The following is a 20,025-nucleotide window of genomic DNA, read 5'->3' on the forward strand; positions in this document are numbered from 1 at the left end:
GGGGGCGCGGCCGGGGGACTGTTTGTCGCGGGTGGGGGGCGCGGGGTTGGCCGGCGCACCGCCGGGGGGGGCGGCCTGGGGGGCGTTGGTGTGGAGGCCGACGGGGGCAACCCGGCGGGGGCTCGTGCGGGGGAGTGTCATCTCCCGGTCCTCCCTTGTTCTGGCCGGCCCGGTGGGCTTCGTGACCCCGTGGGCCGTCGAGCGGTTTGGATGAGCCTAAAGCGCATCTGTGAGTATCCATATATACCGAACGCTTCATAGCGTGGTCCTATGGTCGGCCGGGCGTCCGGGCCGCCGCGCCGGGCCGCGTGGCCCGGCGCGGCGCGGCGTCGCGCCTCCTCGATCTCGCCGCCCCGACAAAAGGCGCATGTGGTACGAAAGACTCGCGGTTCAAGAGCCGCAAAACAGTTTTATGGTGCAGGCTGGCGCCGATCCTGAACCCCGGCCAGCCGGTGCTGCGGCTGGAGCGGCTGCGCTGCGCCGCCAGCGGGCCGGTGGCGTGGCTGGTCAACTACGTCCGCACCGACCTCGCCCCCGGTCTGGAGCAGGCGGACCTGGCCGACCGGTCTCTGTTCGGCCTCCTGGAGAACGACTACGGGCTGAAGATCACCACCGGCCGGCGGACGTTCACGGCGACGGCGGCCACTGGGCGGGTGGCGGAGGCCCTCGGCGTGCCGGAGCAGTTTCCCCTGCTGTACCTGGAGCAGATCACCTACCTCGACGACGGCCGCGCGATCGAGTATTCCGACGTGTGGATCCACAGCGAACGGATGCGGGTCACCTCCCTGCTCAGCCGCCGCTGAGGGCGGCTTGCGCACCGGCCCGGCCGGACACGCTCACCGGCGTGCCGCAGGGCGGCGGTGACCCCGTCGTACGGCCAGCACGGCCCGGTCCCGGCCCGGGAGAGCACGGCGAGCAGCCCGGCGGTGGACGCGTCCCCGCCGGCGGGCGTGCTGCCCCGCTCACCGCTCGCGGCCGGCGGCGGCCCGCGACGCCGGGCCGGTCCCCGGCGGGTGGAACGGCACGGGGTCGGTGAGTTCACCGACGAACGCGCCGTCGACCTGGTCGAGGAAACCGATCAGCGCCCACCCCCGGTCGCCGTCGGGGACCAGGCGGGGCGCGTACAGGTGGGGATGCGGGACCGGCCGGGCGGAGGCCACGTCCCAGGGGCCGCGCACGCTCGGCGCGTCCGCCACCCAGATCCGGTGGTCGCCGAGCGCCGGGTCCGCCACGGCGTTGGTGCAGAACAGCAGGAGGGGCCGGCCGTCGACGACGGCGACCTGGGGCACCTCGAGGTGGCCGAACCCGGCCGGCGTGGACAGCGGCGGCCGGACGGTCCAGCTGACCAGGTCGGGGGAGGTCGCGTGGCCGATGACGCCCCGCTCGCCGGCCGCGCCGCGGTTGGCGCGGGCGGTGACGAGCATGTGCCAGCCGTCGCCGGCGGGGTCGGCGAAGACCCAGGGGTCGCGCCATGCCTGCTCGTACCACATGTCCCGGTCGAGCACCTCGTACCAGGTCGGGTCGGCCTCCACGAGGGGGCCGTCGCCGTGCCGGTGCCAGGTGGTCAGGTCGTCGGAGACGGCCAGGCCGATGCGCTGGACGAGGCCGCCCTCGGCGCGACCGACCCCGGTGTAGAACAGGTGCCACCGCCCGTCCGGGCCGCGGACGGTGCATCCGGTCCAGGTGGCCAGGTCGTCCCAGCCGGGGGAGTCGGCGGGCACGAGCGCGTCGGCGAGCAGGGTCCAGGAACGCAGGTCGGTGGAGACGGCGTGCCCGATCGACGCCCGCTGGTGGCGGCGGTTCGGGTCGTGCAGGGCGCGGGAGGCGCGCAGGAAGAACACGTGCCATCGGCCGTCGTCGTCCTGGACGTACCAGCTGTCCCACACCCAGTGGTCCGGCAATCGCAGCATGGCCGGCAACCTACCAGTGAATCGGTTTAGCAACCACCTTGGTCGGCGGCGACGCCGGGTAGCGCCCGCCTCGGTGCCGGGACGCCGGCGGCCGGCGCCGCGGTGGACCTGCGCCGGCGCAGCGGCATGGGGACGTACGAGGGCCCGGCGGCCCCGCCGTCGAGCACGAGCTCCACGGCGCGGCGGCCCATCCGCTCGTGCGGCAGGGCGGCGGTGGTCAGGCCGGGACGCAGCCAGGCGGCGATGGGATCGTCGTCGAAGGAGACGACGGAGATGTCGTCGGGGATGGCCAGGCCGGCCTCGCCGAGCGCCTGGTACGCCCCGAAGGCCAGCCGGTCGTTCATGCAGATGACCGCGGTCGGCCGGGGCGACCGGGACAACAGGGTACGCATGGCGGCGTACCCGTGCTCCGGCAGCCACTCCGTGCAGAAGCACTCGGCGAGCAGGCCGACGCCGGCCGCGGAGAGGGCGGCGCGGATCCCGCGCAGGCGGGCCGGTGCGGCGATGGAGACCTCCGGATCGCCCTCTTTGAGGCGGTTGCGGCCGATCAACGCGATGCGTTCGCGGTGGCCGTGCGCGAGCAGCGCCTCGGTGACGGCGACGCCCGCCTGCTCGTCGTCGGGCAGTACGCAGGGCAGGCCGTCCGGGCTGACGGCGTTGAGCAGCACCACCGGGCCGCCGAGGATGGCGGGGGGCACCGTGAGTCGACGGGTCGCCATCGCCGCGTAGACGACGCCGTCGACCTGGCGGTCGAGCATCGCCTCGATGGCGTACCGCTCGAACGCCGCGTCGCCCTGGGTCTCGGTGATCAGCAGCACGTGGTCCCGTTCCCGGGCGGCGTCCAGCGCGCCCCGGATCAGGTCGCCGGCGAACCGGGTGGTGGCGACGATGTCGGAGACGAACGCGATGGTGGCGGTCTTGCGGGTGCGCAGGCTGCGCGCGGCCATGTTGGGCCGGTACCCGAGTTCCTCGGCGGCGGCGAAGACGCGCTGGTGGGCCTCCGCGGACAGCCGGGTGCCCTCCCGCCCGTTGAGCACCATCGAGGCGGCGGTCTTCGACAGGCCGGCCAGTCGTGCGACATCGGCCAGGGTTGCTCTGTTGCGGCCCACGGCTCCTCCGAATCACCGCGGCGCGTCCCGCGCCGCCCCGTCACCTCATCATGCGCGAGTCGCGAGGACCACCCCCGGTGGGTGGGCGACGGGCCGCGGGGCGGGTTAACCGGTCGTTTCCGAGTCGTTGCGAACTCGTCCTTGACAGGGTCGGAGCGCCGCGCGCATGCTCTGCTAAATCATTTTAGCTACGCCGTTTGGTCGTACGGAAGGGCCTCCCGGTCCCTCCCCGTGATCATGTCGATCGGCTCGGTCAGGCGGCGTGACGCGGCATGAATCAAGGAGTGGTTGACGTGCCGGATATCTCGACCAGGTTCTCGCGGCGCGGGTTGGCACTGCTGGTGCCGGCCCTCGCCACCGGCCTGGTGATGAGCGCATGTAGCGCACCAGGGTCGGACCAGCCGTCGTCGACCGGGTCCGACGCACCCGTCAGCACCGAACTCGGCACTGGGCCGATCACCCTGGAGCTGTACGCGGAGACCGGCTTCCCGCTGGTCAAGGCGCTGGCCGAAGAGTTCACCAAGCAGCACCCGAACGTGAAGTTCAACATTCGCGAAGACCAGTTCACGGTGATCACGGAGAACGCGCCCCGGGTGCTCGCCTCGGACAACGCGCCCGACATCATCCGGCTGCCCACCATGGTCGACCTGGTCAAGGACGACCTGCTGAAGAACCTCGACCCCTATGTCACGGCCTACGGCTGGGACAAGTTCCCGGCCTCGCAGCTCGTCCAGCTCCGGCTGGCCGACGGGGGCAAGGTGCGCGGCTCGGGCTCGCTGTACGGGCTGGGCCTGGGCTACAGCGTGACCGGGGTGTTCTACAACAAGACCCTGGCCGAGAAGGTCGGCATGACCGAGCCCCCGGCCACCGTCGCCGAGTTCGAGGCGCTGCTGGCCAAGGCCAAGGCCGCCGGCGTGCAGCCGATCGTGCAGTTCAACAAGAACACCGCGGGCATCAACTTCCCGCACCAGGCGCTGCAGAACCAGTTCGGCGACCCCGCCCTGATCTCGGACTGGATCTTCCAGAAGGAGGGGGCCACGTTCGACACCCCCGCCGCGCTGAAGGCCACCCAGACCATCCAGCGGTGGGCGCAGGCGGGCTACTTCACGAAGGACGCGAACGCCCTGGACTACGCGTCCATGGTCGGCGACTTCCAGAAGGGCGGCGGCCTGTTCATGTTCAACGGCGACTGGGAGTCGGGCAACCTGGACAAGAACATGGCCGGCAACGCGGGCTTCTTCCTCTTCCCGACCGAGGCCGCCGGCGGCAAGCACGTGGCGATGTCCGCGCCGAACACCTTCGGCGTCGGTGCCCGGGCGAAGAACCCGGACGCCGCCGCGTTCTTCCTCAACTGGGTGCACACCAACGCCACGGCCCGGGAGATCTCCGTGAAGGTCGGCGGCTCGCACCCCGGCGGCCCCTCGGATCTCGCGCTGCCGGCCGTCGGCGAGGGCACCGTGCTGGCCGAGACGCTCAAGGCGTCGCAGCAGCTCGGCGCGGAGAACGGCGCGGTCGACTTCACCGCGAACGCCACCGGCGGCATCTTCGCCGCGGCGATCACCCCCGAGATGCAGAAGCTGATCGCCGGCCAGCAGACCCCCGAGGGGTACGTGAAGGCGGTCCAGGCCGAGTACGAGAAGGAACTGTCCCGATGACCGCTGCCGTCGGCGGCACTCCCGCCGGTGCCCCGGCCGGCGGCGCGGACCGGCAGTCACCCGTGCGGCCCCACCGGAGGAGGTGGGGCCGCACGGCCGGGTGGCTCGGCTGGCTGTGGGTCCTGCCGGCCCTGCTCATGTACGGGTTCTTCGTGCTGCGCCCGCTGCTGCTCACCATGCAGTACTCGCTGTACCGCTGGAACGGCATCGGTCAGGCCGAGTGGGTCGGGCTGACCAACTACCTGACCGTGTTCACCGACAGCGACCTGCTGAAGATCATCGGGAACGCGTTCGTCCTGATCATCTTCTTCAGCTTCGTCCCGGTCGCCCTCGGGCTGCTGGTCGCCAGCCTCGTGCGCCGGATGACCGGCGGCGCCTTCGGCACGGTGGTGCGTACCGTGCTGTTCCTGCCGCAGGTGATCCCACTGGTCGCCGCCGGCATCGCGTGGAGCTGGCTGCTGTCCACCGACGGCCTGGTCAACCAGGTGCTGCGGGCGGTCGGTCTGGGCGGGCTCACCCGGGCCTGGCTCGGCGAGTTCGACACGGCGCTGCCCTCGGTGGGCGTGATCGGCACCTGGGTCATGCTCGGCCTGTGCACGATCCTGCTCGTCACCGGCATGAGCAAGATCGACCCGGCGCTGTACGAGGCGGCCCGCATCGACGGCGCCGGACCGGTGCGGGAGTTCTTCGCCGTCACCCTGCCGAGCCTGCGCCAGGAGGTCGGGGTCTGCCTGACCGTCACCGTCATCGCCGCCCTGGCCAGCTTCGACATCGTCTACATCTCCACCAGCGGCGGCCCCGGCATCCAGACCACGGTGCCCGGGTTGGAGATCTACCGGCTCGCCTTCTCCCAGCGGCAGGTCGGGCTCGCCTCGGCGCTGTCGGTGGTGCTCATGGCGCTGGTGCTGGCCTGCGTGCTGCCGATCCAGCGGCTGACCCGGGAGGACAAGGCATGAACCTCACCAGCCGCAGCGAGCGACTGACCGGACGGATCTTCCTGATCGCGCTGATCGTCGTCACGCTGCTGCCGTTCCTGAGCATGCTGTCCGCGGCGTTGCAGCCGCGCGGCACCGTCCCCACCGGCCTGGCCTGGCCGTCGGACCCGCAGTGGGGCAACTTCGCCGACGCGTTCACCGCCGCCAACATGGGCGCGCTGCTGCGCTCCAGCCTGCTGATCGTCGTCGGGGTCGTGCCGATCGGCGTGGTCATCGCCACCATGGCCGGATTCGGGCTGGGCCACCTGCGGGTGCCCGGCGGCCGGATCGCCTTCGGCCTGCTCCTGCTCGGCCTGACCCTGCCGTTCGAGGCCGTGGTCACCCCGCTGTACTACCAGATGCGCGACCTCGGCCTGCTCAACACCCGATGGGCGATCATCCTGCCGCTGATCGGCCTGTACATGCCGTTCTCGGTGTTCTGGATGCGGGCGCACTTCGCCACCGTGCCCAAGGAGCTCTCCGAGGCGGCGCGCGTCGACGGCAGCAACACCTGGCAGCTGTTCTGGCGCGTCCAGGTGCCGCTGGCCCGGCCGGCCATCGCGTCGCTGACCATCCTGCTGTTCCTGTGGACCTGGAACCAGTTCCTGCTCGCCATCGTGCTCGTCGACGACGCCACGAAACGCACCATGGCCGGCGCACTGGGGGCGTTCCAGGGGCAGTGGGGGACGGACCTGGTGCTGCTGTGCGCCGGCTCCCTGCTCATCCTCACCCCCACCCTCATCGTGTTCCTGATCTTCCAACGCCAGTTCATCAAGGCCCTCATCCAGGGATCGCTGAAGGGATAGCGCGTGACCACCCCTGCACCGGTCCGCGGCGAGGCCGACGAGGGCTTCGGCCGCGTCGCCGACGCCTTCCGGGACAACTTCACCGCGCGCGGCGACGTCGGCGCCGCGGTCGCCCTCTACGTGCGCGGCCGCAAGGTCGTCGACCTGTACGGCGGGTTCGGCGACCCGCGCTCCGGGCGTCCCTGGGTCGCCGACACCCCGGCGGTCGTCTTCTCCTGCACCAAGGGGATCCTGGCCATCTGCGCGTACCTGCTGGTCCAGCGGGGCCGCCTCGACCTGGACGCGCCCGTCGCCCGGTACTGGCCGGAGTTCGGTCAGCACGGCAAGGCGGAGATCCCGGTGCGCTGGCTGCTCACCCACCAGGCCGGCCTGCCGGCCCTGGACCGGCCGCTCACCCGCGCGGACGTGGTCGCCTGGACGCCGGTGATCGAGGCGATCGAGGCGCAGTCGCCGCTCTGGCCGCCCGGCACCGCCCACAGCTACCACGCGATGACCTACGGCTGGCTGGTCGGCGAGGTGATCCGCCGCGTCACCGGCCAACTGCCCGGCGCGTACTTCCGCGCGGCGCTCGCCGACCCGCTCGGCCTGCGTACCTGGATCGGCCTTCCCGACGCCGGGCGCGCCGCGGTGGCCTGGATGCTGGCGCCGCCGGCCGGCTCCGTGCCGGCCCTGGACCCGGTCGCCGAGCGGGGGCTCACCATGAACGGCGCCTACGCCTTCCCCGCCGACGCCGACGGCCTGGTCAGCTTCAACGACCCGGTCATCCAGGCCGCCGGGATACCCGGGGCCGGCGCCGTCAGCACCGCCGAGGGCCTCGCCCGGCTCTACGCCGCCACCGTGTCCGACGTCGACGGCGGCGGACGCCTGCTCACCACCGCGTCGGTCGACGACGCGACCGTGCCGCGGGTCTGGGGCCAGCAGCGGTACGCGCCGCCGGACGAGGGACAGCGCTGGGGGACCGGCTTCCTGCTGGACTCCCCACCGGCGCGGCCCCTGCTCGGGGCGCGCAGCTTCGGCCACGACGGCGCGGGCGGCCACGTGGCCTTCGGCGACGACGCCCACCAGGTGGGCTTCGCGTACGTCGTCAACCAGATGCTCGGCGCGGACGACGAGCGGGGCGACCAGCTGGTGGCCGCCGTCCGAAGGTCCCTCGGCGCATAACCCCACCCCCACCCCCCGGCTCCCACCCCCCACCCCGCTCCCACCCCGGTGATCAAGAGGAAAACGTCAGAGTTGATCTCGATGATGACGCAGACTTCTTGATCACCGGCCGGCCGGTCGGCTGGGCCGGTCGGGGTGGGGTGGGGTGGGGCGGCGGGTCGGGTTGGACGGGGGCGCCGCGAGGTCCACAATGGCGCGATGAGCGTGGCGGAGGGCGGGTCGACCGACCGGTGGTCCGGCGGCGCGGTGGCCCGGCGGCACGCGCCTGCCGCCCGGATCCCCGATGCCGGCGCCGCGCCGGCCGCGCTGGACTACTACCTGGTCCATCCGGACCCGACCGGCGGCGCGCGGCGCGGCCGGCCGGAGGGCATGGTCGTCGAGGAGTTCGTGTTCGCGGCGGACCACTCGGCGGTGCGCCTGCACAGCGCCGCGTGGACCCCGCAGGACGGCGGCTGGTGGAGTTCGGCGGCCTTCAGCCGGACCATGCGCCTCGACGCAGCCCTGCGCAGCCGGGTGGTCGCCGTCACCCGGCGCGAGTGCGGGGCCGCCTACCGCGAGCTCGGCGGCGGCGAACTGCCCGACGAGGGGGCGCTGCGCGGCCACTTCCACGACGCCGAGCCGCTGGCCACGGCACCGCTGCCGCTCGGCACCACCGGGATCACCGCCGGGTTCCACGCGACCCGGGTCTACCGGGTCCTGTTCGCCGACGCGCTGGGGCCGGACGCCCTGGCGTACCTGCGGGCCACCTGGCGGATGACCGTCACCGGTGACGTGGCTGACCCACAAGCCCGGGTCGTCGGCGTCGCCCGCCGCATGGTCGGCGACGACGCGTTCATCTGGCACCTGCGCCGCATCGGCGCGGGCGGTCCATGGTGCCTGGACCTGACCGTCGATCTGGCCGGCGGCCGGGACGACACCGTTCGGCCGATGCTGCGGGAGCTGACGACGACGCTGCGGATGGCCGGGCTCCTGCCCGTCACGGTCGAACGCTTCTCCTGACCGCCGGCCGGTGCGTGCCCGGTGGCCAGGAGAAGCGGTTCAGGAGGCCGGCGACGGGCTGACCGCCGCGCAGGCGGCCAGCGCCTCCGTCGTCTTCGTGTCGCCGGAGTCGAGGCTGTCGAGGTCGACGCCCCGGTTGCTCAGGCAGGTGCGGTAGGCCGCGCTGCGGCCGTCGCCCTGCCCGCCGTTCGGGGCACCGGAACCGCTCGGCCGTGCGCCCGGCCCGCCGTCGCCGTCCGGCCCGCCGCTGGGCCGCACCGACGCGCACGCCTCCTGCGCCTTCTCCCAGGTGGCCTCGTCGACGCCGTCGGGGCGTCCCATGCCTGGTCCGCCGCGTCCCGCGCCCGCCGAGGCGTCCGGTCGGGCCGAGGGACGCGCGGTGGGGCCGCCTGAGGGCCGGGCCGTCGGGGCGCCGGACGGCCGCGCGCCGCCCGCACCGGCCGACGGCAGGGTGACGCCGTTGTTCCGCAGGCACTCCTGGTACGCGGCGAAGCCGTTCTGGCCGCTCTGCCCGCTGTCGCCGGCCGGGGTGGCCGAGTCGTCCGAGCCGCTGCAGGCGGCCGACAGTGACAACGCGACAACGGTCAGCGTGGCCGCGAACAGGCGGCCCTTTCCAGACAGCGACATGCGAACTCCTCGACCTTCTCCGGGGCCCGTCCAGGTAAGGGGCCCGTCCAGGTAACCGGGGCCAGCTCACCGGCGGCTCGGCCCCGGCTCGGAGTTGGCTCGGAATCCGACCGCCCGGGCCCCGGCCGTTCCCAGTCAACTCCGAGCTGAGGCCGAGCCGCCGGTGAGCAGGGGTGTGCAGACTGGCCAGCCATGGGAGACGGCCTGAAACGACGGTGGCGTACCCGGCGCGTACGCCGGGGCGTGGCGGGCGGCGTCGCCCTGCTCCTGCTCGGGGCGGGCGGCGCGTGGGCCCTGACCACGACCGCCGAGCCGACGACCGCCCGGCCGGCCACCGTGGCCGTCGACCGGGGCGCCGTCGCCGTCGAGGTGGCCACCTCGGGCACCGTCGCGCCGGCGACCACCCGCGCCCTGAGCTTCACCGTCGCCGGCACGGTGCAGACCGTCTCCGTGCGGCCGGGCGACGTGGTGCGGGCGGAACAGCGGCTGGCCGCCGTCGCCGACGAGGACGTCGCCACCGCCGCCGAGGCGGTGGACGAGGCCGAGGCCGACCTGGCCGAGGCACGCGACACGCTCACCCAGGCCCGCGAGTCGGCGGACGACGCGGCGACGTCGGACTGCTCGACCGGCAGCTCCGGTTCCGGCGTGCGACCGGTCGCCTGGAGTTCGCCCACGGCGACCGCCACCACGCCGACGCCCACCGCCTCCACCAGCTCCCCGACCCCCTCCGCCTCGCCCACCACCACCAGCCCGACGCCCGGCCCGACGGCCACCGGCGGCGGATCGGCACGCCCGTCGGCGTCCACCCAGAGCGGCTCCTGCGCCGCCGGCGGCGGGGGCACCGACCCGATCCTGCAGGCGCAGCGGCGGGTCAACCAGGCCGAGGCCGGCCTCGCCGACGCGCAGGACGCGCTGGCCGGCGCCACGATCACCGCGCCGATCCGTGGCACCGTGCTGTCCGTCGCCGGAAAGGTGGGCAGCGAGGTCAGCCGCGGCACCACCTTCATCACCCTCGCCGACACGTTCGCCATGCAGGTCGAGGCCAAGTTCCCCGAGGCCGACGCCGTGGCCCTGGCCGTCGGACAGGACGCCACGCTCACCCTCCCCGACCGGCCCGACAGCACGTTCCCGGCGACCGTCGTCCAGGTCGACCCCGTCGGCACCAGCGACGGCACCCTGGTCCGCTACGGCGTCGTGCTCTCCTTCGCCGACGCGCCGCAGGACCTGCTCGTCGGGCAGAGCGCCGCGGTCACCGTGGAGACCGCTGCGGCGGCGGACGCGCTGCGGGTGCCCTCCACGGCGGTACACGAGGTCGCCGACCGCACCGGGACCGTCCGGGTGGGCGTCGAGGGCGCGACGCGTACGGTCACCATCGGGTTGCGCGGCGGTCGGTACACCGAGATCACCTCCGGCCTTACCGCCGGTGAGTTGGTGCTCCGCTCCTGGTGACATCGGGGCCTGGTGACAGCGGGGGCACAGGTTCGGCACAGTGGGCGTGGAGACCCGTCCGGTAGGCAGTGACGGTGCCTACCGACATCCTCCGGCCACCGACCGGGCGGACCGCGCCGGCCCTCGACGGCGCGTGCGCCGCTCGGGTGCTCGTGGTCGACGACGAACCGAACATCTCCACGCTGCTCGCGGTCACCCTGGGGCTCGTCGCGTACGAGACCAGGGTCGCCGCCAGCGGCCGGGCGGCGCTGGCCCTGGTGGAGGAGTTCGACCCGCACCTGGTGGTCCTCGACGTGATGCTGCCCGACCTCGACGGCTTCGAGGTCGCCCGCCGGCTGCGCGCGGCCGGCCGCCCGGTGCCGGTGCTCTTCCTCACCGCGCGGGACACCGTCGACGACCGGGTCACCGGGCTGGTCGTCGGCGCGGACGACTACGTGGCCAAGCCGTTCAGCCTGGAGGAGGTGGTGCTGCGCATCCGGGCCATCCTGCGGCGCAGCCACCCGGAGCCGCCCCCGGCCGCGCCGCCCACACCTCCGCACCTGGCCGTCCTGCGCTACGCCGACCTGGAACTCGACGACGACGCGCACGAGGTGCGCCGGGCAGGGCGACCGGTCGGCCTGTCGCCGACGGAGTTCCGGCTGCTGCGCTACCTGCTCTCCAACGCGGGACGGGTGGTCAGCAAGGCGCAGATCCTCGACCGGGTGTGGAACTACGACTTCGGGGGGGACGGGCGCATCGTCGAGTCGTACGTCTACTACCTGCGGCGCAAGATCGATCGGATCGGTCCGCCGCTGATCCACACCGTGCGCGGAGTGGGGTACACGCTGCGGCTGCCGCGCGGCGACGAGTGAGCCGCCGGCCGGTCCGTCCCTGGGCGCACTGGACGCTGCGCTCCCGGCTGGTGCTCCTCGTCGGGGTCCTCGCCACGCTCGCCCTGCTGGGGGCGAACGCCGCCGGCCTGGTCCTGCTGCGCGGGTACCTGCTGGAACGGGTCGACCAGCAGCTCGCCGGCCAGGCCCGGCCGTTCACCGCCGGGGCGCGCGCCGAGGCGTTGTCGCCTGCCGAGGGCGATGCCCCCGCCGGGCCGCGCAACCCCGGCCGGCTGGCCCGGCTCGGCCCCGACCAACTGGTCGTCCACTACCGGGCCGACGGCACCCGGGACACCGAGCGCAGCAGCACGCCGACGGCCGGCGCACCCGATCCCGGCCCGTTGGCCGAGGTGACGGCGCGGGCCCGGGCCGGCCGCCCGTACACCGTTGCCGGCGACGGGGACGCGTGGCGGCTGCTGGCGGTCCCCGCCGGCGACGGCGGGGAGGTCGTGGTGCTCGGCGTGTCCCTGGCCGAGGCGGAGCGGACCGTCGACCGGCTGGTGGCCATCGACGTCGCGGTGACCGGCAGCGTGCTGATCGTGCTCGGCCTGCTCGCCGCCTTCGTGGTCCGCGTCGGGCTGCGCCCGCTGACCAGGATGGAACGCGTCGTCGCGGGCATCACCGGCGGCGACCTGGCCCGCCGGCTGGACGACACCGACCCGCACACCGAGCCCGGTCGGCTCGGTGCCGCGGTGAACCTCATGCTGGACCGCATCGGCACCGAGATGACCGCCCGTGCCGCAGCCGACCGCCGGCTGCGCCAGTTCGTCGCCGACGCCTCGCACGAGCTGCGTACCCCGCTGACCTCGATCCGGGGCTTCGCCGAGCTGTACCGCCGCGGCGGCGCCCCGCCCGGCCCGCGGCTGGAGGAGGCGATGGGCCGGATCGAGGCCGAGGCCGCCCGGATGGGGGTGCTCGTCGAGGACCTGCTCCTGCTCGCCCGGCTGGACCGGCACCGCGCCCCGGTGCTGCGCCCCGTCGACCTGCTGGAGGTCGCCGCCGACACCATCCGCGACGCGCACGCCCGGGCCCCGGGGCGGCGGATCCGGCTGACCACCCTCGCCGAGGACGACGTGACGTTCGAGCCGCCGACCGTGCTCGGCGACGAGCATCGGCTGCGTCAGGTCGCGGCGAACCTGGTCGGCAACGCCATGCAGCACACCGGGCCGGATGCGCGGGTGACCGTCCGCATCGGCCGGATCCCCGCGTCCGTGGTCGACTCCCCGCTGCCGGCGGTCCGGGGCGATGCGCCGGTCCGGTCCGGTCCGGCACCGGTCACGCCCACCGGCGCGCTGGCGGTGCTGGAGGTGCACGACGACGGCCCGGGCATCCCCCTCGAACACGCCACCCGGGTCTTCGAACGGCTCTACCGCGCAGACCCCACCCGGGGGCGGTGCGACGGCGGCGGCTCCGGGCTCGGGCTGAGCATCGCGGCGTCGATCGCGTACGCCCACGGCGGCTGGATCGAGCTGGACACCGCCCCCGGCGCGGGCACCACTTTCCGCGTACTGCTGCCCGCCGCCGGATCCCCGGCGGAGGGCGCGGGGCCGACGCCGCCGGCCCACGACGTGCCGGCCGGCCATGTCGAACCCGGCTCCCGGCCAGCGCCGATTCCGAGCCAGCTCTGAGGTGGCGTCGAAGGTCCTCCGAGGCTGGGCCGCCAGGATCCCTGGCATGCGTGCACGCCTGCCGGCCGCCCTGCGCCGGCCTCCTGTGGCGGTCAACGCCGCCCTGACCCTGCTGCTGGTCGGCGGCGGCGCCTGGGCCTGGCTCTCCGTGCGCGGGGACTCCTCGGCACAGGCCGGGGCGACCAGCGGCACCCGGACGGTCCAGGTCTCCCGGGGCACGGTCACCGCGACGGTCACGGCGGACGGTTCGCTGGAGAGCGCCTCCACCGCCACCGCCAGCTTCGCCACCGCCGGGACGGTCACCTCGGTCGCGGTGACCGTCGGCCAGAAGGTGACCAAGGGACAACTGCTCGCCAAGGTCGATCCGGCTGACGCCCAACGTGACCTCGAGGTGGCCCAGGCGGACCTGGACGCCGCCGAGGACGCGCTGGACCGGGCGCAGGACGCCGGTTCCGACACCTCCACGGCCGAGAACGAGGTCACCCAGGCCGAGCTGGCCGTCGACGAGGCCGAGGCCGCAGTGGCCGGCACCCGGCTCACCGCGCCGATGGCCGGCACCGTGGTCGCCGTCAACGGCACCGTCGGCGGCTCGTCCGGCGGCTCCTCGGGCTCGTCGGGGTCGTCGGGGTCGTCTTCCGGTGGGTCGTCGAGCACCTCGTCCGGCTTCGTCGACATCGCCGACCTGTCGAAGCTCCAGGTCACCGCCGCCGTCGCCGAGGCCGACGCCACCCGGCTCAAGGCGGGACAGGCGGCCACCGTCACGTGGAACGCCCTGGACGGTGCCACCGCCACCGGTGAGCTGGAGGCGATCGACCCGCAGGCCACCACCGCCAACAACGTGGTCACCTACGGGGTGACCGTGAGCGTCGCCGAGCTGCCCACCGGCGCCCGGCCGGGGCAGACCGTCCAGGTGGCCGTCGTGACCGGCACGGCCCAGGACGTGCTGCTGGTCACCTCGGCCGCGGTGAGCGGCAGCGGCGACCGGCGGACCGTCACCGTGCTCACCGACACCGGGCAGGAGACCCGGCGGGTGCAGGTCGGTCTCACCGGCGACCAGTCGTACGAGATCACCTCCGGGCTCACCGAGGGGGACCGGGTCGTGCTGCCCGAGAGCACCACCTCCGGTAGCAGCGGCGGCGGCCTGACCGGCGGGGGCGGCTTTCCCGGCGGCGGAGGGCTGACCGGCGGGGGCGGCGTCCCCGGCGGGGGTCAGGGCGGCCCCCGGGCCGGCACCGGGACCCGCTGATGGCGCCCCGGACCCCGCCGCGCCGTCCGGTCCTGGACGTCCGCGCACTGACCAAGGTGTACGGGGAGGGCCCCGCCGCCGTGCACGCCCTGGGCGGGGTGTCGCTGACGGTGGACGCCGGCGACTACGTCGCCATCATGGGTTCGTCCGGCTCCGGCAAGTCCACCCTGATGAACATCATCGGCTGCCTCGACGTGCCCTCCGGCGGCAGCTACCTGCTCGACGGCGTCGATGTCGGACGCCTGGCGGACCGGCAGCTCGCCCTGGTGCGCAACCGGCTCATCGGCTTCGTCTTCCAGGCGTTCAACCTCATCCCGCGCACCAGCGCGGTGGCGAACGTCGAACTGCCGCTGGCGTACGCGGGCGTGCGGGCGGCGCAGCGGCGGCGGCGGGCGCTCGCCGCGCTGGACGCGGTGGGGCTGGCCGACCGCGCCGGCCATTTCCCCAACCAGCTCTCCGGCGGGCAGCAGCAGCGGGTCGCGGTCGCCCGCGCGCTGGTCACCGAACCCGCGCTGGTGCTCGCCGACGAGCCCACCGGAAACCTGGACAGCCGCTCCACCGAGGACATCCTGGCGGTGTTCGACCAGCTCAACGCCGCCGGCCGAACGATCGTCCTGATCACCCACGAGCCGGAGGTCGGCGACCGCGCCCGGCGGCTGATCCGGCTCCTCGACGGCCGGGTCCGCTCCGACGAGCGCCAGGACCTCACCGGCCGGCACACGGCGGGGGCCGGCCGATGACCGTCACCGAGACCATCCGGTTCGCCCTGCGCGGCGTGGCCGCCAACAAGCTGCGCTCGGCGCTGACCATGCTGGGCATCCTCATCGGCGTCGCCGCGGTGATCCTGCTGGTCGCCGTCGGCAACGGCTCCGCCCAGGCGATCACCAGCCGGATCGAGGCGCTGGGCACCAACACCCTCACCGTCACCAGCACCAGCCGGGGCACGGGCACGGGCGGACTGACCGTCGAGGTCGCCGACGCGCTCGCCGACCCGGTGCTCGCCCCCGGCGTCCGCTCGGTGTCCCCGCTGGCCAGCACCTCCACCACGGTGACGTACGAGGGCGCCGATCACGAGGTCGCGCAGTTCGTGGGCACCCGGCCGAGCTGGTTCACCGCGGCCAACTCGCCGGTGGCCGACGGTGCCGCGTTCACCGCCGACGACGAGGCGCAGGCCCGCCGGGTGGTCGTCATCGGGCAGACCGTAGCCGACGAGCTGTTCACCGGCGTCGACCCGATCGGCCGGCAGGTCACCGTCGGCGGCGCGCTGTTCACCGTGGTCGGGGTGCTCGCGGCGAAGTCCTCGACCGGGTTCCAGGACGCCAACGACACCGCCGTGGCGCCGCTGAGCGCCGTGCGGGAGGTCCTCACCGGGTACGGCCCGATCAGCTCGATCCTCGTCGAGGCGGCCGACCCGGGCGAGGTGGACGCCGTGCAGGCCCAGATCACCGCGGTGCTCGCCCAGCGGCTGCCCACGACGACCGGCTCGGGCAGCGCGTCGTACCGGATCCAGAACGCCGCGCAGCTGTTGCAGACCCAGACCGAGACCGCCGACACCTTCACCACGCTGCTCGGCGCGGTCGCCGCGATCAGCCTTCTGGTCGGCGGCATCGGGATCACCAACATCATGCTCGTGACCGTCACCGAACGGACCCGGGAGATCGGCATCCGCAAGGCGCTCGGGGCCCGCCGCCGGACCGTGCTGACCCAGTTCCTGATCGAGGCGACCCTGCTGAGCCTTCTCGGCGGGGCGCTCGGGGTGGCCGCCGCGCTGCTCGGCTCCCGGTTCACCATCGTCGGTGTCCGGCCCGTGATCGTGCCCAGCTCCGTCGCGTTGGCCCTCGGCGTCTCCATCGCGATCGGCCTCTTCTTCGGCGGCCTGCCGGCCGCCCGGGCGGCCCGACTGCGCCCCATCGACGCCCTGCGCTACGAGTAGGCCAGCGTGCCCGACAGGCAAGGACCGAACATGGACAACAGCGACACCGCCGTCTTCGCCCGGGTCGGCAGCGGCGCCACGGCGCCGATCGGGCCGGCGGCGCCGAACGACGACCGCACCGCCGCATCGCCGGCCGCAGTGGCGGGATCCGACGACGACCTCACCGCGGCGCTGGCCGCGGCCGCCCCGCGCCGGTGGTGGAACCGGGGCACGCCGGTCCTCGGCGCGCTCGTGCTCCTCGTCGCCGGCTTCCTCGGCGGGGTGCAGGTGCAGCAGCGGTGGGGCGAGCCCGCGGCGACCGGGGGCGCGGCACGCTCCGGGGCGTTCCCGGCGGGCCTGCCCAGCGGGGCGGCCGGGATGGGACGCGGCCAGGGCTCCACCGGGCAGACCGGGCAGCCGAGCACCGGTGCGAGCGCGAGCGCGACGGCGGGCACCGCCACCGGCACGGTGACGCTCGTCGACGGGGACACCCTCTACGTCGAGACCGCCGACGGCACCGTGGTCACGGTCCGCACCACCGACGACACCACCGTACGGACCACCCGGGCCAGCGAGCTGTCGGCGATCAAAAACGGCCAGCAGGTGACCGTGCGGGGTGGCGCGGTCACGGACAACGCCATGACCGCCACCTCCGTCACCGCCGGCGGCTGACCCGCGGGTTGCCGGCGGGGGCGTCGACGGCTGCGGGCCCGGCCCCGCCCACGCGTTCGTGGGTGGGGCCGGGCCCGCGGTGGTCTGTGCCGGACCGGGCGCGTGGTGGTGCCGGTCGGTCAGGCGGTGGCGCCGGTGACGTTGCCGCCCGAGCGGGTCACCTTGTACGTGACCTTCTCGCCGCTCCAGAAGTGGAAGGTGAGCGTGACCGGGGCGTTGTCGTTGACCGCGGCGAAGAAGTCCGAGGTCAGCGCGATCGAGTTGCCGGGGTAGTCCGGCTTGAACGTGACGTCGTACTCCTTGAACGACGTCCAGTCGTGCGGGCCGGCGTTGCTGCCGTCGGCGTACTTCGCCTCCATGGTGGCGAGCTGGTCGCCCCGGAACTGGGTGGGGATCGTGAACGCGCTGGTGGTTCCGGTGGCGTTGCTCAGGATCGGCCGGTCGTAGGTGATGATGTTGATCCGCCACGGCACGCCCGTCGAGAACCGCGCGTGCAGGGTCGCGTTGACCCCGTACGCCCGGCTGCTGCTCAGCCGGGTCAGCGCGGACGCCGTCAGGGTGAGCTGGCTGCCGCTGATGGTGTAGTCGGTGCCTTGGGCCAGGTCGGTGCTGCCCTGCCGCAGGCCCTGGAAGGTGGTGCCGTTGAGGTTCAGCGTGAGCGTCTTGGCGCTGACGGCGTTGGCTTTGGCGTTGAAGACCAGGTCCGACGAGGCGGTGCCGGAGCGGGTGGTCCAGCTCGACTTGATCTGGGCGGTCAGCTCCGGGTCGGTCCACTGGAACGAGGTCCGGCCGAGGTGCTGCCCGTTGTCCCACAGCATGGTGGTGAGCTTCTTGGTCCGCGTGTAGTAGCCGAAATACTCGAAGAACTTCAGCTTCTCGCCCTGCTCGATGGTGCCGGTGTGCCGGTCGAAGCCGAGCAGGCCGTACTCGCCGACGATGACCGGGATGCCCTTGGCGACGAAGGCGTTGTAGACGCGGTCGAAGGAGTCGGTGAGGTCCTTCTGGGCGGTGGCGTCGAAGTGGGTGCCCCCGGCGACGTTCACGCTGAAGGGCCAGTAGCCGTAGTAGTGCACGGTCGCGATGAGGTTGCGGTCGTTCAGCGCGTTGAACGTGGCCACCAGCTCGTCGACGCGGGCCTGGTCCGACGACGTGTGCAGGGTGGGCAGCACCAGCAGGCGGGTGGCGTTGTTGCCGCCGGAGGCCCGCACGATGCGGTGGAACGAGGTGTTGAGTTCGCCCAGCAGCGTCGCGTTCTGGGCGTCGCCGGAGCTGCCGGTGAACTGCGGCTCGTTGACGCTCTCGAACACCAGCTTCGGCGACGAGCTGCGGAACGTGCTCGACAGCTGGGTCCAGATCGCGTTGTACTTGGCCAGCACGTTGGTCCGGTCGGTGGGCATGGTGTTGATCCACTGCCACGAGTCGTGGTGAATGTTGATCATCACGTAGAGGTCGTCGGCGAGCGCCCAGTCGACGACCTCCTTCACCCGGTTCAGGTATGCCGCCTCGATCGGGTAGTTGGGTGCGCCGCCCAGGTGCGCGCTCCAGGTGACCGGGATGCGGATGCTCTTGAAGCCCTGCGCCTTCACGTTGTCCAGCAGCGCCTCGGTGATGCGCGGGTTGCCCCAGGCGGTCTCGTCGGCGCCGACGGCGTCCAGGGAGTTGCCGAGGTTCCAGCCGGGCTGCATCGCGGCCACGGCCGCCATCGCGTCGCCGGCCGGCGGCGGAGTGGTGGGCGGGGGAGTGGTCGGCGGCGGCGTAGTGGGCGGGGTGCTGGTCGGCGGCGCGGTGGTCGGGCCGACGCCCCCGGTGCAGGTGACGCCGTTGAGCGCAAAGGAGGTGGGGTTCGTGTTCGTGCCGGACCACGACCCGTTGAAGCCGAAGGAGACCGTGGCGTTCGTGGCGATGGCGGCGTTGTAGCCGACGTTGGCGGCGGTGACGTCGTTGCCCGAGGCGGTGACCGTGGCGTTCCACGCCTGTGTCACCCGCTGCCCGGCGGGGAACGTCCAGGTCAGACGCCAGCCGTTGATCGCGTCGCCGAGGTTGGTCACGCTCACGTTCGCGCCGAACCCGCCCTGCCACTGGCTGCTGACCTGGTACGTCACCGCGCAGCCCGCCGCCGCCTGCGCGGTGCCCGCGACCAGGACGCCGACGGAGGCCAGCAGCATCGTGGCCGCGCTGGTGAACGCGCCGACCCGCCATCGGGTCCGCCGGGTGGTGCTTCGTATGCCGATCATGACACTCCTTGCCGGAAAGATGCCGCCGCATGGTGGGGTGAGCAGGGCGTCAGGAAACGCGCACGTGACGCCGTCAGACCGGCAGATTAAGTTTGTAACCCAAACTTTGTCAATCGGTAACTGACTATGTCGCAGCGGTCGTGCGCCGCTGGGCGCGGCGGCGACGCCGAGGCGCGGCTGGCGGGGCTTGCCGGACACGACGCCGAGGGGAGGGCGCCTGCCGCCAACCGCCACCGTCCTCGTGGTCTTCGGGCGCGGCGCCCGCGGCCACCGTGCTCGTCGGCACCGCCGTCTGCGGGCGCTACCGGGCCGCACCGCTCGAACCGGATCTCGAACCGGATGCTGTTCCTGCCCGCGATCCTGTACCGGGAGAGCCCGTGAGTTGGTCGCGGTCGCCATGGTGGCGCTGGCCGCCCAGGCTGCCGGGACCGAGGGGGGGGCACACTTCCAGGCGGCCTCCCCCCACTCCCGGTAGCACCCCCGCGTCGGCTACGGCGTCACGCTGGCCCGGCCCGCCGTAGCCGTTTGCGATAAGGGAGGGGCCGATTTGGCGGGCCGGAGGGGAAGGAGTAATGTTCAGCGCCGGCAGGGAAACGGGCGCCAGGTGGGAGACCACGGCGGACGGCCTGCCGGACCCCAGGAAGCGACCGGCGGTTGTCGGGTGCAGAATGGTGCCCGTAATTCGGGTGGAAGCGGGTCGGATCGGGATTCTCCGGTTTGACAGTGCGGAAACCGGAGGGTAACGTAGTAAAAGTGCCCGGCGCGAGAGTGGCG

17 protein-coding genes are annotated in these 20,025 nt (G+C 73.4%); 13 read left to right on the top strand and 4 right to left on the bottom strand.

Annotated elements, in window-relative coordinates; all coding sequences use genetic code 11:
- The first annotated feature begins 308 nt into the window (after positions 1-308).
- Positions 309-803: a GntR family transcriptional regulator gene (locus ACFT41_RS29505; protein ID WP_377614058.1), complete on the top strand. Its 495-nt coding sequence runs from the start codon at positions 309-311 to the stop codon at positions 801-803.
- A gap of 159 nt (positions 804-962) precedes the next feature.
- Here ACFT41_RS29505 and ACFT41_RS29510 read toward each other — a convergent pair whose 3' ends face one another.
- Positions 963-1,910, bottom strand: coding sequence for a glycoside hydrolase family 68 protein (locus tag ACFT41_RS29510; RefSeq protein WP_377589276.1), 948 nt, complete (start codon positions 1,908-1,910; stop codon positions 963-965).
- A gap of 26 nt (positions 1,911-1,936) precedes the next feature.
- Complete coding sequence (locus tag ACFT41_RS29515) at positions 1,937-3,019, bottom strand: LacI family DNA-binding transcriptional regulator (protein WP_377589277.1); 1,083 nt, start codon at positions 3,017-3,019, stop codon at positions 1,937-1,939.
- A 293-nt stretch (positions 3,020-3,312) separates the two neighbouring features.
- On the opposite strand from ACFT41_RS29515, the gene ACFT41_RS29520 reads away from it, so the two are divergent.
- The 5 genes from ACFT41_RS29520 (at position 3,313) to ACFT41_RS29540 (ending at position 8,614) form a co-directional block, all read left to right on the top strand.
- A complete protein-coding gene (locus ACFT41_RS29520) occupies positions 3,313-4,674 on the top strand; it encodes an ABC transporter substrate-binding protein (protein WP_377589278.1) in 1,362 nt (453 codons plus the stop codon).
- On the top strand, positions 4,671-5,630 hold the full coding sequence (locus tag ACFT41_RS29525; RefSeq protein ID WP_377589279.1) for a carbohydrate ABC transporter permease: 960 nt from the start codon (positions 4,671-4,673) through the stop codon (positions 5,628-5,630). The genes ACFT41_RS29520 and ACFT41_RS29525 overlap by 4 nt, the downstream gene beginning before the upstream one ends.
- Positions 5,627-6,454: a carbohydrate ABC transporter permease gene (locus tag ACFT41_RS29530; RefSeq protein WP_377589280.1), complete on the top strand. Its 828-nt coding sequence runs from the start codon at positions 5,627-5,629 to the stop codon at positions 6,452-6,454. Before ACFT41_RS29525 ends, ACFT41_RS29530 begins: the two co-directional genes overlap by 4 nt.
- A gap of 3 nt (positions 6,455-6,457) precedes the next feature.
- Positions 6,458-7,615, top strand: coding sequence for a serine hydrolase domain-containing protein (locus ACFT41_RS29535; RefSeq protein ID WP_377589281.1), 1,158 nt, complete (start codon positions 6,458-6,460; stop codon positions 7,613-7,615).
- A gap of 198 nt (positions 7,616-7,813) precedes the next feature.
- Positions 7,814-8,614 (top strand): hypothetical protein, encoded by an 801-nt coding sequence (locus tag ACFT41_RS29540; RefSeq protein WP_377589282.1) that lies wholly within the window; start codon positions 7,814-7,816, stop codon positions 8,612-8,614.
- Between the two features lie 39 nt (positions 8,615-8,653).
- On the opposite strand, the gene ACFT41_RS29545 is transcribed toward ACFT41_RS29540, so the two are convergent.
- Positions 8,654-9,241, bottom strand: coding sequence for a hypothetical protein (locus ACFT41_RS29545; protein ID WP_377589283.1), 588 nt, complete (start codon positions 9,239-9,241; stop codon positions 8,654-8,656).
- 192 nt (positions 9,242-9,433) lie between these two features.
- On the opposite strand from ACFT41_RS29545, the gene ACFT41_RS29550 reads away from it, so the two are divergent.
- The 7 genes from ACFT41_RS29550 (at position 9,434) to ACFT41_RS29580 (ending at position 17,017) form a co-directional block, all read left to right on the top strand.
- Positions 9,434-10,690 carry an efflux RND transporter periplasmic adaptor subunit gene (locus ACFT41_RS29550; RefSeq protein WP_377589284.1) on the top strand — a complete coding sequence of 419 codons (1,257 nt, stop codon included), beginning with the start codon at positions 9,434-9,436 and terminating at the stop codon, positions 10,688-10,690.
- 86 nt (positions 10,691-10,776) lie between these two features.
- Positions 10,777-11,541, top strand: a complete 765-nt coding sequence (locus ACFT41_RS29555) for a response regulator transcription factor (protein WP_377589290.1) — start codon at positions 10,777-10,779, stop codon at positions 11,539-11,541.
- Positions 11,538-13,187: an ATP-binding protein gene (locus ACFT41_RS29560; RefSeq protein WP_377589285.1), complete on the top strand. Its 1,650-nt coding sequence runs from the start codon at positions 11,538-11,540 to the stop codon at positions 13,185-13,187. The genes ACFT41_RS29555 and ACFT41_RS29560 overlap by 4 nt, the downstream gene beginning before the upstream one ends.
- Before the next feature lie 46 nt (positions 13,188-13,233).
- Positions 13,234-14,433, top strand: coding sequence for an efflux RND transporter periplasmic adaptor subunit (locus tag ACFT41_RS29565; protein WP_377589286.1), 1,200 nt, complete (start codon positions 13,234-13,236; stop codon positions 14,431-14,433).
- Positions 14,433-15,173: an ABC transporter ATP-binding protein gene (locus tag ACFT41_RS29570; protein WP_377589287.1), complete on the top strand. Its 741-nt coding sequence runs from the start codon at positions 14,433-14,435 to the stop codon at positions 15,171-15,173. Before ACFT41_RS29565 ends, ACFT41_RS29570 begins: the two co-directional genes overlap by 1 nt.
- Positions 15,170-16,366 (top strand): ABC transporter permease, encoded by a 1,197-nt coding sequence (locus ACFT41_RS29575; RefSeq protein WP_377589288.1) that lies wholly within the window; start codon positions 15,170-15,172, stop codon positions 16,364-16,366. The genes ACFT41_RS29570 and ACFT41_RS29575 overlap by 4 nt, the downstream gene beginning before the upstream one ends.
- A 30-nt stretch (positions 16,367-16,396) precedes the next feature.
- On the top strand, positions 16,397-17,017 hold the full coding sequence (locus ACFT41_RS29580) for a hypothetical protein (protein ID WP_377589289.1): 621 nt from the start codon (positions 16,397-16,399) through the stop codon (positions 17,015-17,017).
- Between the two features lie 119 nt (positions 17,018-17,136).
- Here ACFT41_RS29580 and ACFT41_RS29585 read toward each other — a convergent pair whose 3' ends face one another.
- The gene (locus ACFT41_RS29585) at positions 17,137-19,251 is read right to left on the bottom strand and encodes a cellulase family glycosylhydrolase (protein WP_377614059.1); all 2,115 of its coding nucleotides are present in this window, start codon (positions 19,249-19,251) and stop codon (positions 17,137-17,139) included.
- Positions 19,252-20,025: the final 774 nt, after the last annotated feature.

Origin of the sequence: Micromonospora sp. NPDC057141 (genome assembly GCF_042670805.1) — a bacterium.
In the GTDB taxonomy this organism is placed as follows: Bacteria; Actinomycetota; Actinomycetes; order Mycobacteriales; family Micromonosporaceae; genus Micromonospora.

Coding starts and splice junctions, on each gene's coding strand:
- ACFT41_RS29510 (WP_377589276.1), bottom strand. CDS start 1,910: ATGCTGCGATTGCCGGACCACTGGGTGTGGGACAGCTGGTACGTCCAG.
- ACFT41_RS29525 (WP_377589279.1), top strand. CDS start 4,671: ATGACCGCTGCCGTCGGCGGCACTCCCGCCGGTGCCCCGGCCGGCGGC.
- ACFT41_RS29530 (WP_377589280.1), top strand. CDS start 5,627: ATGAACCTCACCAGCCGCAGCGAGCGACTGACCGGACGGATCTTCCTG.
- ACFT41_RS29540 (WP_377589282.1), top strand. CDS start 7,814: ATGAGCGTGGCGGAGGGCGGGTCGACCGACCGGTGGTCCGGCGGCGCG.
- ACFT41_RS29545 (WP_377589283.1), bottom strand. CDS start 9,241: ATGTCGCTGTCTGGAAAGGGCCGCCTGTTCGCGGCCACGCTGACCGTT.
- ACFT41_RS29550 (WP_377589284.1), top strand. CDS start 9,434: ATGGGAGACGGCCTGAAACGACGGTGGCGTACCCGGCGCGTACGCCGG.
- ACFT41_RS29565 (WP_377589286.1), top strand. CDS start 13,234: ATGCGTGCACGCCTGCCGGCCGCCCTGCGCCGGCCTCCTGTGGCGGTC.
- ACFT41_RS29570 (WP_377589287.1), top strand. CDS start 14,433: ATGGCGCCCCGGACCCCGCCGCGCCGTCCGGTCCTGGACGTCCGCGCA.
- ACFT41_RS29575 (WP_377589288.1), top strand. CDS start 15,170: ATGACCGTCACCGAGACCATCCGGTTCGCCCTGCGCGGCGTGGCCGCC.
- ACFT41_RS29580 (WP_377589289.1), top strand. CDS start 16,397: ATGGACAACAGCGACACCGCCGTCTTCGCCCGGGTCGGCAGCGGCGCC.
- ACFT41_RS29585 (WP_377614059.1), bottom strand. CDS start 19,251: ATGATCGGCATACGAAGCACCACCCGGCGGACCCGATGGCGGGTCGGC.